11 protein-coding genes are annotated in these 11,606 nt (G+C 43.4%); 10 read left to right on the top strand and 1 reads right to left on the bottom strand.

Annotated features, from left to right (window positions below; genetic code table 11):
• Positions 1-14 precede the first annotated feature (14 nt).
• The gene (locus ACRHOZ_RS11015) at positions 15-1,268 is read right to left on the bottom strand and encodes an LVIVD repeat-containing protein (RefSeq protein ID WP_431125585.1); all 1,254 of its coding nucleotides are present in this window, start codon (positions 1,266-1,268) and stop codon (positions 15-17) included.
• 157 nt (positions 1,269-1,425) lie between these two features.
• On the opposite strand from ACRHOZ_RS11015, the gene ACRHOZ_RS11010 reads away from it, so the two are divergent.
• The 10 genes from ACRHOZ_RS11010 to groL all read left to right on the top strand — a co-directional run bounded on the left by ACRHOZ_RS11010 (position 1,426) and on the right by groL (position 11,573).
• Complete coding sequence (locus tag ACRHOZ_RS11010; RefSeq protein ID WP_431125583.1) at positions 1,426-2,403, top strand: formylglycine-generating enzyme family protein; 978 nt, start codon at positions 1,426-1,428, stop codon at positions 2,401-2,403.
• A 4-nt stretch (positions 2,404-2,407) separates the two neighbouring features.
• Positions 2,408-3,739: a Gfo/Idh/MocA family protein gene (locus ACRHOZ_RS11005; protein WP_431125581.1), complete on the top strand. Its 1,332-nt coding sequence runs from the start codon at positions 2,408-2,410 to the stop codon at positions 3,737-3,739.
• 18 nt (positions 3,740-3,757) lie between these two features.
• Complete coding sequence (locus tag ACRHOZ_RS11000; RefSeq protein WP_420400890.1) at positions 3,758-4,672, top strand: hydroxypyruvate isomerase family protein; 915 nt, start codon at positions 3,758-3,760, stop codon at positions 4,670-4,672.
• A gap of 84 nt (positions 4,673-4,756) precedes the next feature.
• On the top strand, positions 4,757-6,220 hold the full coding sequence (gene miaB, locus ACRHOZ_RS10995) for a tRNA (N6-isopentenyl adenosine(37)-C2)-methylthiotransferase MiaB (RefSeq protein WP_431125579.1): 1,464 nt from the start codon (positions 4,757-4,759) through the stop codon (positions 6,218-6,220).
• Positions 6,221-6,293: 73 nt separating this feature from the next.
• Positions 6,294-7,565, top strand: coding sequence for a sigma-54 interaction domain-containing protein (locus ACRHOZ_RS10990; protein WP_431125577.1), 1,272 nt, complete (start codon positions 6,294-6,296; stop codon positions 7,563-7,565).
• A gap of 51 nt (positions 7,566-7,616) precedes the next feature.
• On the top strand, positions 7,617-8,135 hold the full coding sequence (locus ACRHOZ_RS10985; RefSeq protein ID WP_422349103.1) for an LptE family protein: 519 nt from the start codon (positions 7,617-7,619) through the stop codon (positions 8,133-8,135).
• A 4-nt stretch (positions 8,136-8,139) separates the two neighbouring features.
• Complete coding sequence (locus ACRHOZ_RS10980) at positions 8,140-9,024, top strand: hypothetical protein (protein WP_431125575.1); 885 nt, start codon at positions 8,140-8,142, stop codon at positions 9,022-9,024.
• A gap of 9 nt (positions 9,025-9,033) precedes the next feature.
• The gene (gene secG, locus ACRHOZ_RS10975; RefSeq protein WP_431125573.1) at positions 9,034-9,402 is read left to right on the top strand and encodes a preprotein translocase subunit SecG; all 369 of its coding nucleotides are present in this window, start codon (positions 9,034-9,036) and stop codon (positions 9,400-9,402) included.
• A gap of 147 nt (positions 9,403-9,549) precedes the next feature.
• On the top strand, positions 9,550-9,828 hold the full coding sequence (locus ACRHOZ_RS10970; protein ID WP_431125571.1) for a co-chaperone GroES: 279 nt from the start codon (positions 9,550-9,552) through the stop codon (positions 9,826-9,828).
• Positions 9,829-9,938: 110 nt separating this feature from the next.
• Complete coding sequence (gene groL / locus ACRHOZ_RS10965; protein WP_431125568.1) at positions 9,939-11,573, top strand: chaperonin GroEL; 1,635 nt, start codon at positions 9,939-9,941, stop codon at positions 11,571-11,573.
• Positions 11,574-11,606 lie beyond the last annotated feature (33 nt).

Here is an 11,606-nt window from a genome sequence, read left to right as displayed (position 1 = left end):
CTTATTGTATTTGATTACTTCAAGTCAATTTGGCTCATCAGCCTGATGTCGTCATCCAAATATTCATATTGATACAGCACCTCATCGCCAACCATGATCAAATGGCTTTCCAAAGGAATTACATCAAACGTAACAATATCTTTAAAATGATTTAACTGTTCCAACTCCATCACATCGGTCTTGTCGTAGACCTTGAGCCCCGAACTTCCATCGCACACAAATAACTTTTCATCCCGTATCCCCAAACCATAGGGTTCATCCATGGGATAATCCACGGTCAACTCGGGATTTTCAATATCTGATATATCCACAATAAAGAGTCCACTTTCCAAAGCCCCACAGTTGTTTCCACCTCTCAAGGTCACGTAGGCATAGTCCCCATCCACCACAACAGGATCACAGGCAGTGCCATGTTGAAACTCGGACACAAAAGTTGGGGTTGCAGGGGAGGTAATATCATAAATGTACATCCCTCTCATACTTCCCAAAAACAAATGGTTGCCCCTATTGAAAATGGTTTCAATATCGAATCCGGCATATACATCTTCCAAGTCTACCGGGTTATCCAAATCGGAAATGTTGAATACATTAATATTATGACTGTCCACAGCATAGAGATAATCTTCCACGATTTTAAACCTCGCCAGCGACCCTCCTTGTCCAGCGCCTCCTGCATCAGAAACTTCTGCCAAGGCTATATCGCCAAAAAATATCACATCTGTATTTCTTTGTTCCTCCACTTCGGCAATCAGTCTTCTTTCTGTGGTAGTTTCCCATCCGATCAATACTTCGGTTTCCCAATCAAAATCCTCATTCTCCACAATATCGGCTTCAAAGGGCCAGAAGACATTATTATATAACACATTCTCCAATCGGTTAACCTGCGATATATTATTGATGTCAGAGATATCCAAAACCACAAGATCGGTCAAACTGTCGGCATATAGGAAATCGTCCTTAACGGAAATATCCACATTCCCAGGAATTTTGATAAAGGCAATTTTTCTAGGCTGGAGCGCATTGGAATTGTCAATCACGTGCACCCCTTGGTATTTGTCATTGATAAAGATGTAATCTTGATAGGTATACACTTTCCCCGATTCATTGATAGGGGTTGGAGCAATAATGTCAATAGTGGTTAGTTCTGCCTTGCTGATCACAAGGGGCCTGGCAACCAAGTATTCTGCATAATCGCTATCATCATTGGATTCGCAGGACACAAAGCTTATGGCAACCAAGGACAAAACCAGTAGAATTTTCTTTTTCATTTTTTGTATAAGTTTATTGGATTGTATAGCATTTGTTAGATAAGAAGTCTGGAATAACGTTGCGTGGATTTTCACAAAAAAGTTTAAATATATCCCGTATAAAACCATACATTTATTGAGAATACTGCAAACTAAGAACACTTTTTTTATTAACCTGTTGAGAACACTTTTTTTATCCACCTTGTTCCTTATTGGAATAAGCAGCACGGCGCAAAAACCGTTTAAGGCCTACAATCAAAACATTTCAGGAACCGACGTCCAAGTTAAAATGATTCCTATCCAGGGCGGCACATTTACCATGGGTAGTCCGTCCAACGAAAAGGGTAGATCCAGTGATGAAGGACCAACCCATTTGGTTGAAGTTGCACCCTTCTGGATGGCGGAATTTGAAATCACTTGGGATTTGTACAATCTTTATGTGCATAGGTCCATTGACAACCAAAGGGATTCCAAAAAACTGGCCAATGAAGCTTCTATTGAAGTTGATGCGGTTTCTGGAGCCACGGTTCCCTATATTGTTATGGATTTTGGTATGGGCGTCGAAGGGCATCCAGCGGTGAGCATGACCCAGCTGGCCGCCTCCAGATTTTGTGAATGGCTTACCGCCATGACCGGTAACTTTTACAGACTCCCCACCGAAGCCGAATGGGAATATGCCTGCAGGGCAGGCTCACAAGATGCCTACGCTTTCGGAAATAGTGCTTCCAATCTGGACGACTATGCCTGGTTCAAAGAAAACAGCAATGGAAAAACACACCAAGTAGGTCAAAAAAACCCCAATGCTTGGGGACTTTACGATATGCACGGAAACGTGGCAGAATGGACCTTGGACAAATATGATGCGGAAACCTATTCCAAGCGGAAAAAAAAGACCAACGTGAATCCGTTTGTAAAACCGGACAAAACCTACCCGAGAACATTGAAGGGAGGCTCCTGGGCAGATGCTGCAGACCGATTAAGAAGCGCATCCCGAAAAGTTTCCCAAAAGAAATGGAAAATAAGAGACCCTCAAATCCCAAAAAGTAAATGGTGGCATACCGATGCCCCCTTTATCGGATTTAGAATTGTTAGGCCCTATAAAACCCCTAGTGCCGAAGAACAAAAAGTATATTGGAAGGAAAAACATACAAACTAAAACCATGTCGCAAAATCGCAAAAACAACGTAGCAGAAAAATTGAACAGAAGATCGTTCGTCAAAACCACCGGACTCGCAACCGGTGCGTTAATGACCAGCTCCCTACCCATGAATGCTATGGGTTATGTAGCAGGAAACCAAAAATTGAAACTCGCCCTGGTTGGGTGTGGGGGACGTGGTACCGGTGCCGCGGTTCAGGCCCTAACGGCCGACCCAGATGTAGAATTGGTAGCAATGGCCGATGCTTTTCAAGACCGTCTTGAAAACAGCCTGACCGCCATCACGGAACATTTTGATGGGGAGCGCAAGATCAATATAAAAGAGAAGAATCGTTTTGTGGGCTTTGATGCCTATTCCAAGGCCATAGATATGGCAGATGTGGTCATTTTAACCACCCCTCCAGGATTTCGTCCCTTGCATTTTGAATACGCCATTGCGCAAGACAAACATGTATTTATGGAAAAACCCGTGGCCACAGATCCAGCCGGGGTTAGACGCGTATTGAAAAGCGCCAAAATTGCCAAGGAGAAAAAACTGAACGTGGTTGTTGGGCTGCAACGCCATTACGAGAAAAAATACCACAGGCTTTATGAGCAAGTTCAAAATGGCGCCATTGGACAAATTGTATCGGGCCAAGTGTACTGGAACAGTCGTGGGGTTTGGGTCAGACCAAGAACGCCAGAACAAACAGAGATGGAATACCAGATGCGCAATTGGTATTACTTCAATTGGTTGTGTGGTGACCATATATTGGAGCAGCATATCCATAACATTGATGTGGCCAACTGGTTTATTGGGGAATATCCAGCCTCAGCCCAAGGTATGGGCGGTAGGCAAACCAGAAATGGCAAGGACCATGGCGAAATTTATGATCACCACTTCGTGGAATTCACCTATCCGAGCGGAGCTGTAATCTCTAGTCAGTGCAGACATCAAAAAGGGTGTTTTTCAAGAGTAGACGAGGTATTCCAGGGTTCCAAAGGAGGAATCGTGACTGGCAGCGGAGTGATTTCGGACTTGGGAGGAAATACCATTCTCAATACCAAAAAGGAAGGGGATCCCAACCCATATCAGGTAGAACACGATAAGCTCTTTGCCTCTATCCGCAACAAAGAAGTAATTGCGGATGCGGAGAACGGGGCCAAATCCACATTGACCGCCATTATGGGCAGAATGGCCACCTACTCCGGTCAGACCATTACTTGGGAACAGGCCTTGAATTCGGATTTGAGTTTGGTTCCTGAAAATCCAACTTGGGATTCCAATCCGCCTTCGGTACCAGATGCTGAAGGAAGATATCCAATTCCCATGCCTGGGGTAACCAAATTTGTTTAATCCCTAACAGCATCAATTATGAAAAGAAGAACTTTTATAAACAGCACGGCAATGGCTGGTGCTGCCTTAGGGGTTTCCCCAAATTTATTTGGAGGAGAAGCCAAGCCCATGGCACATACGTTCAATTTAAAATATGCCCCGCATTTGGGCATGTTTAAAAACAAAGCTGGTGATGACCCCATTGACCAACTCAACTTCATGGCAGACCAAGGCTTTAAAGCCTACGAGGACAATGGCATGAAAAAGAGAACGGTTGCCCTCCAGGAGAAAATGGCCAGTACTATGGCCAATAGAGGCATGGACATGGGGGTTTTTGTGGCCCATGAGATTTACTGGAAAGAACCCAATTTGGCCAGTGGTGACAAAGACCTTCGGGAAGAATTTCTATCCCATATCAAAGAATCCGTTGAAGTGGCCAAACGTGTTAATGCTAAATGGATGACCGTTGTTCCTGGCCATGTAGACCTCAGACAAAATATGGGATACCAAACCGCCCATGTGGTGGAATCCTTAAAAAGGGCATCTGATATTTTGGAGCCGCATGGACTTGTTATGGTTTTGGAGCCCTTGAACTTCAGAAACCATCCCGGTCTCTTTTTGTCTGAAAGTCCTCAAGCCTATGAAATTTGCAAGGCGGTTGATTCTCCTTCGTGCAAAATCTTGTTCGATATTTACCACCAACAGATTCAGGAGGGCAATTTAATCCCTAACATTGAAGCTTGCTGGGATGAAATTGGATACTTTCAAATTGGGGACAACCCAGGCCGAAAGGAACCCACTACAGGGGAAATCAACTATAAAAACGTTTTCAAATTTATTTACGACAAAGGCTATAAGGACATTTTGGGCATGGAGCACGGCAACTCCATTGAAGGCTCCAAAGGGGAGCAGGCAGTCATAGATGCTTATAAGGCTTCGGACGATTTTCTTTAAAATTTGGTTAATCCCTTCATAATTCGACTGCCAAATTGTCACTAATTTGGATTATGCATTATCTTTGCATCCCATTATAGCGAAATGATCAGGAACGAAGAATTAGAGAAGGTTATAGACGAAAGTCAACAAGGAAGTCCGCTTGCTTTGGAACGTGATGAAAAGAACGACCGCAAGCTTTACATTGAAAGCTACGGTTGCCAAATGAATTTCTCGGACAGTGAGATCGTAGCATCCATTTTGGCCAAGGAAGGATTTAATACCACCCAGGATTTGAAGGAGGCCGATTTGGTCTTGGTCAACACCTGTTCCATCAGGGAAAAAGCCGAGCAGACCGTCCGCAAACGATTGGAAAAATTCAATGCGGTCAAAAAAACCAATCCGGGAATGAAGGTTGGGGTTTTGGGCTGCATGGCAGAACGTTTGAAAAGCAAATTCCTGGAGGAGGAAAAGATTGTGGACATGGTGGTAGGCCCCGATGCGTACAAAGACCTCCCCAACCTAATCCAAGAAATTGACGAGGGAAGAAATGCGGTGAATGTTATTCTTTCCAAAGATGAGACCTATGGTGATGTTGCTCCTGTTCGACTGAACTCCAATGGCGTAACGGCCTTTGTGTCCATAACCCGTGGATGTGATAACATGTGCACCTTTTGTGTGGTTCCATTTACCCGAGGACGCGAGCGCAGTAGAGATCCACAATCCATTTTGGAAGAGGTTAACGATTTGTGGGAAAGAGGCTTTAAGGAAATTACCTTGTTGGGCCAAAATGTGGACAGTTACCTATGGTATGGCGGTGGTTTAAAAAAGGACTTTGACAAGGCCTCGGAAATGCAAAAGGCCACTTCGGTGAACTTTGCAAAGTTGTTGGAGATGGTCGCTATTGCACAGCCTAAAATGCGGATTCGTTTCTCTACCTCAAATCCGCAGGATATGACATTGGATGTTATTGAGGCTATGTCCAAACATGAGAATATTTGCAAGTACATCCACCTTCCTGTGCAAAGTGGGAGCAATAGGGTTTTGAAGGCCATGAACCGTTTGCATACGCGAGAAGAGTACTTTGAATTAATCGACAATATCAGAAAAATCATTCCTGATTGCGCCATTAGCCAGGATATGATAGCTGGTTTCCCCACGGAAACCGAGGAAGACCATCAAGACACTTTGAGTCTGATGGAATATGTGAAGTACGACTTCGGTTTTATGTTTGCCTATTCCGAGCGACCTGGCACCTTGGCTGCCCGTAAATTGGAGGACGATATTCCAGAAGACACCAAAAAAAGGAGGCTTCGGGAGATTATTGATCTTCAACAAAAACACGGGCTTTACAGAACCCAACAACATGTGGGCAAGGTAGAGGAGGTTCTGATAGAAGGGTATTCAAAAAAATCGGATGCGCATTGGATGGGGAGAAATTCCCAAAATACCGTGGTGGTTTTTCCGAAGGAAAATTACCAAGTAGGCGATTTCGTCAATGTCAAAATCAACGAATGCACCTCAGCGACCTTGATCGGGGAAGCACAAGGTTTAAGTAAAAATAATTAAGATTTCAAGATTTAAGAGCCATGAACCGAGACACGTCTTGTTTCTAGCTTCTTGAATCCAGACTCTAAAAAACATGGAATCAATTCAATCCATAAAACAACGCTTTGAACTCATTGGTAATGATGTAAAGCTGAATAGGGCCTTGGAAAAAGCCATCCAAGTTGCCCCTACCGACATCTCGGTCTTAGTGACCGGGGAAAGCGGTGTGGGTAAGGAGGCCATTCCAAAAATCATTCATTCCCTATCACATCGCAAGCATGCCAAGTATATTGCGGTAAACTGTGGGGCCATCCCCGAAGGAACCATTGATAGTGAACTTTTTGGTCATGAAAAAGGCGCCTTTACAGGAGCCACCCAAACCCGTAGCGGGTATTTTGAAGTGGCCAATGGAGGAACCATTTTCCTTGACGAGGTTGGGGAACTACCTTTGACCACCCAGGTTAGATTGCTTCGGGTTTTGGAAAATGGGGAATTCCTAAAAGTGGGGTCCTCCCAAGTCCAGAAAACGGATGTGCGTATTGTGGCCGCAACCAACATCAATATGTTTGAGGCCATTAAAAAGGAAAAGTTCCGTGAAGATCTCTATTATCGTTTGAGCACCGTGGAAATAAATATCCCTCCACTTCGCGAGCGCCGTGAAGACATTCATTTGTTGTTCCGAAAATTTGCTTCCGACTTTGGCCAGAAATATAAAATGCCCACTATCAGATTGGAGGAACCTGCCATACAATTATTGTTGAAATATCGCTGGCCAGGAAACATTAGGCAATTGAGAAATATTGCAGAGCAAGTTTCCGTGTTGGAGGAAAATCGAACCATTTCAGCTGCCACCCTACATACGTACTTGCCCAACTCCAGTAATACCAACCTTCCTGCCGTAATTGAACAGCAAAAGAAGGAAAGTGATTTCAGTAATGAAAGGGAGATCTTGTACAAAGTGCTATTTGATATGAAGGGCGACCTCAACGACCTCAAAAAACTCACTTTGGAATTGTTGAAAAACAACGACTCTGAAAAAGTACAGGAGGAAAACGAAACCTTGATCCGAAAAATTTATGGAAACAAGGAAGAGGAAATTCCACAGGAAGAAACCAATGTAACGGAAGTTTTGCATCTACCTGAACCCGTTGTTGAAACTACAAGCACCGTATCGCAACCGCAGGAGGATCGCTATCATTTTGCCGAGGAAATTGAAGAGGAAGAAACCCTATCTTTACAGGAAAAGGAAATTGAGCTGATCAAAAAATCCTTGGAACGAAACCGTGGTAAGAGAAAGGCAGCCGCTTCGGAGCTAGGAATTTCAGAACGGACCTTGTATAGGAAAATCAAGCAATACGATCTGTAATTTTTGATCAAATCGATTATTGAAGTGTTGGATTATTGGACAAATAAATCAATGGTAAAAAAAGGAATTAAGTTGGGACTTCTTGTCCTGTTTTTCAGTCTACAAGGCTGTGGAATTTATAATTTTTCAGGAGCTGATATAGGAACCGCGGAGAGTTTCCAGGTAAACTTTTTTCAGAATTATGCCGACCAAAATCCTGGCTCAACCATTGAACCCGGATTGGATAGGGAGTTTACCAATGCCCTTCAGGAAATGATCAACAATCTTACGAGTCTTTCATTGACCGGCAGTAATGGGGATTTGCTCTACGAAGGGGAAATTGTGGAGTATAGGGTAACCCCAATGACCGCAACTGCTGATCAATTGACCGCCCAGAACCGATTGACCATGAGTGTTAATGTGCGGTTTTTTAACAAGACCAAGGACGACGCGGATTTTGAACGTCGCTTCTCCTTCTTTTTTGATTTTGATGCTGCGGCTTCCTTGCCATCAGTACAGTCTGCCGCCCACGAGGAAATTTTTGAACGAATCACCCAGGATATTTTTAATGCCTCATTAGGTAATTGGTAAACAAATGAACGTATCGGATTTTATAGAAGTTCTTCAAAAATCGGACACCATCCTGTCTCCCAAACAAACACGGGAACTGGAAGGGATCATTGAAGAATATCCGTACTTTCAAGCTGCCAGGGCCTTACATCTAAAAGGATTGAAAAATCTGGACAGCTATAAATACAACAATGCCCTAAAGGTCACTGCTGCCCATACAGCGGATCGCGATGTTCTTTTTGATTTTATCACATCCCAGGAGTTTGTTCAAAATAATATAGCAGATACCATTGCCGGTAGAGCTCCCAAATTGGAAGATAAAAAAGCAGTATCCGAGGAGATTGAACCGAATCCCGAAGCAGAAAATCTATTGGGCGAATCCAAGGAAGCGCTCCCTCAAAATATTCAGGACGCGGAACAAATTTTGAATCCAGCCCTATTTAAATCAAAACCGGAAAGCACGGAATCGGAACCAAGTACCGAAGAAACTTCTGAAGAAAAGGCTGAATTGGAATTGGGAAAACCCCTGCCCTTTACCAAAAAGGAGCGCCACTCCTTTACCGAATGGTTGCAACTTACCTCCAATCCCACGGATGAGGCTAATCAGGAATCCGATTCAAAAAGACTGGACAAGAGACAAAAGTTTGATTTATTGGACAAGTTTATTGAGAATAAACCTAAGATTGTCCCCAATGAAGATTCCGGTGCCAAAGTCAACATAAAAGAGTCCACAAAGATGGACAAAAATGAGCTGATGACCCAAACGTTGGCCAAAGTGTATTTGGAGCAAAAAAAGTACAAAAAAGCCATTCAGGCCTACAAAATATTGAGTTTGAAATATCCAGAAAAAAGTGGTTTCTTTGCAGACCAAATTCGGGCGGTGAAGAAGCTGCAGAAAGAAAAAGATTAAGATAAAACCATGAGTACGTTTACTATATTTTTGATTTTGATCATTGTTGTATGCCTTTTGTTGGTATTGGTGATCATGGTACAGAACCCTAAAGGAGGCGGATTGTCTTCCTCTTTTGGAGGTGGTGGCAGCCAAATAGTTGGGGGAGTCAAAAAAACAGGGGACTTTTTGGATAAAAGTACTTGGACCTTAGCAGGATTGTTGATCGTTTTGATTCTAATTTCCAATGTTTCCTTAAAGGGAAATTTCAGTCAGGCCGACTCTAAATTGTTACAAGGGGACGATATTGAAAACACAATACCAGAGACGGTTCCAGAAACAGTTCCTGAGCAAGTTCCAGCTACAGATAACACTAATCCAGCGGACACCATCAACTAAAATTAGGTGACAGAACAAATACATAATGCCAGCTTGAAATGACAAGCTGGCATTTTTGTTTTCTATAATGTCAGTTTTCATCATAATGGCATAATTTCTGTCCAAACATTCGAGAATTTTTAAAACAAATACCTAAAGATTAATAATATGGCTAAAGTTAACATCCAACCATTAGCGGACAGGGTACTAATAGAACCTGTAGAGGCTGAGACCAAAACAGCTTCGGGAATCATCATCCCCGATACCGCCAAAGAAAAACCTCAAAAAGGAAACGTAGTTGCCGTTGGTCCTGGAACCAAGGACGAATCCATGACCGTTAAGGTTGGCGATACTGTTCTTTACGGAAAATATGCAGGCACCGAACTGAAATTTGACGGTTCTGACTACCTGATCATGCGCGAAAGTGACATTTTAGCAATCGTATAACAGCTAAAAATTCCAAAATCAAAATAACAAACTCCAAAATGCGACCTTCCTGAATTCATCATTTGGGATTTGGATTTTGGAACTTTAATTTTTCAACATAAAATTATAAAATGGCAAAAGATATTAAGTTCGATATAGATGCACGCGACGGCCTAAAAAAAGGTGTGGATGCCTTGGCCAATGCTGTAAAAGTTACCTTGGGACCCAAAGGTAGAAATGTAATCATCAACAAATCCTTCGGCGCTCCCCAAGTCACTAAAGATGGGGTAACCGTAGCTAAGGAAATTGAATTGGAAAACGCCCTGGAGAACATGGGTGCCCAGATGGTAAAGGAAGTCGCTTCCAAAACCAACGATCTTGCCGGTGACGGAACAACCACCGCAACGGTTCTGGCACAAGCCATCGTAAAGGAAGGCCTTAAGAATGTTGCTGCCGGTGCCAATCCAATGGATTTGAAAAGAGGAATTGACAAGGCTGTGGAAGCCATTGTTGCAGACCTTGCCAAGCAGTCCAAGAAAGTAGGGGACTCTTCAGAAAAAATTAAGCAAGTTGCCGCCATCTCTGCCAACAATGATGGAGCCATCGGTGACCTTATCGCCCAAGCGTTTGAAAAAGTGGGCAAAGAAGGTGTTATCACCGTGGAGGAAGCCAAGGGTACAGACACCTACGTTGATGTTGTGGAAGGAATGCAATTTGATCGCGGATACCTTTCTCCTTACTTCGTTACCGACTCTGAAAAGATGATTGCCGATTTGGAGAACCCATACATCTTGTTGTTCGACAAGAAAATCTCTTCCATGAAGGATCTACTTCCTGTATTGGAGCCTGTTGCCCAATCTGGAAAGCCCCTATTGATTATAGCTGAGGACGTTGACGGAGAAGCATTGGCTACTTTGGTTGTGAACAAATTGAGAGGTTCCTTGAAAATCGCTGCTGTAAAAGCACCTGGATTTGGTGACCGAAGAAAGGCCATGTTGGAAGACATCGCCATCCTAACCAATGGTACCGTTATTTCTGAGGAAAGAGGATTCTCCTTGGAAAATGCCTCTTTGGAGATGCTAGGTTCTTGTGAGCGAATCACCATTGACAAAGACAACACTACTATTGTGAACGGTTCTGGAGACACGGACAATATCAAAACCCGTGTGAATCAGATTAAATCACAAATAGAAACTACCACTTCCGATTACGACAAGGAAAAACTTCAAGAGCGATTGGCCAAATTGGCCGGTGGGGTTGCTGTACTTTATGTAGGTGCTGCTTCTGAGGTTGAAATGAAGGAGAAAAAAGATCGTGTGGATGATGCTTTGCACGCCACAAGAGCTGCCGTTGAAGAAGGAATCGTTGCCGGTGGAGGTGTTGCCTTGGTTAGAGCCAAGTCTGTACTTGCCAAAGTTGATTCGGTAAATGCCGACGAGGAAACTGGATTGCAAATTGTAGCACGTGCCATTGAATCCCCTTTGCGTACCATAGTTGAAAACGCAGGTGGCGAAGGTTCAGTTGTTGTTGCCAAAGTAATGGATGGTAAGGGTGACTTTGGTTACGATGCCAAGTCTGACCAATATGTGGAGATGATGAAAGCAGGTATCATCGATCCTAAAAAAGTAACCCGTATTGCATTGGAAAATGCGGCATCTGTTTCAGGAATGATCTTGACCACGGAATGTTCATTGACCGACATCAAGGAAGATGTCCCAGCTATGCCTCCAATGGGAGGTGGCGGCGGAATGCCAGGAATGATGTAAAAATTCCGAAACCATAAAAAGAAAAGCCCCAAA

It is taken from the genome of Flagellimonas flava, assembly GCF_050617915.1.
Taxonomy (GTDB): domain Bacteria; phylum Bacteroidota; class Bacteroidia; order Flavobacteriales; family Flavobacteriaceae; genus Flagellimonas; species Flagellimonas flava_A.
Note: the sequence above shows the minus strand (reverse complement) of the source record. Positions and strands in the feature narration are given on the sequence as shown.